The sequence below is a fragment of the Prevotella sp. S7-1-8 genome, from assembly GCF_000758925.1.
Taxonomy (GTDB): Bacteria; Bacteroidota; Bacteroidia; order Bacteroidales; family Bacteroidaceae; genus Prevotella.
In genome coordinates this window covers 1-616 of record NZ_JRNC01000087.1, presented here as the reverse complement: position 1 = coordinate 616, position 616 = coordinate 1, and the positions used below count along the sequence as shown (strand labels likewise).

Here is a 616-nt window from a genome sequence, read left to right as displayed (position 1 = left end):
GCTTGATTTGCTTTCCCGCAGCTTTTGGGCGCTTCTCAATTTCTTGCCTGACCATCACAATGCGTCTGGGTTTCTCCCAACTGTTTGCCTGATAGATGGTTTCGGATATTTCCAATCCGTCTGTCAGCTCTATCCATTTGCGTTCATGGGTAAGACTGTACTTTATACGGTTATTGAAACGGCAGGCTATGATATAGTGTAACCCTTTGTTTTCCAGATAGTCAAGTATTTCCTTTGCAAAGAAGCCACTATCCATGCGGACCAGTCCGACACGTTTGCCCTCAAGTATTGAGAGTGTGTCCTCAAGAAATGACAGATAGTTGGTACTTGCAGATGTGTTGCCAGGACGTAACCAGTAATTTGCTATCATCCTCATATCTGAAACGAATGCAAGAAGAGGATGGTGCGACAGTCGTCCAGGACGTTTGGGGTTGTACCCTTTGGCTGCTCCCTCCTGGTTTCCCTCACGGACCATCACAGTCGAATCGAAGTCCAAGGTGTAATTGTCGAACTTCAACTCTGAGAAAAACCAACGGAACAAATTTCCGAAAACACGCTGGTTGACAGCTTGGGAGAATTTGTTGAGATAGCGCTGGTATGCACGATGGTCTGCTCC

General features: G+C 46.4%; 1 protein-coding gene. It reads right to left on the bottom strand.

Going from position 1 to position 616, the window contains the following annotated elements; translation table 11 throughout:
- Positions 1–616, bottom strand: a 616-nt coding sequence (locus tag HMPREF1640_RS11275) for a transposase (protein WP_036894875.1), incomplete at both ends; no start/stop codon positions are given.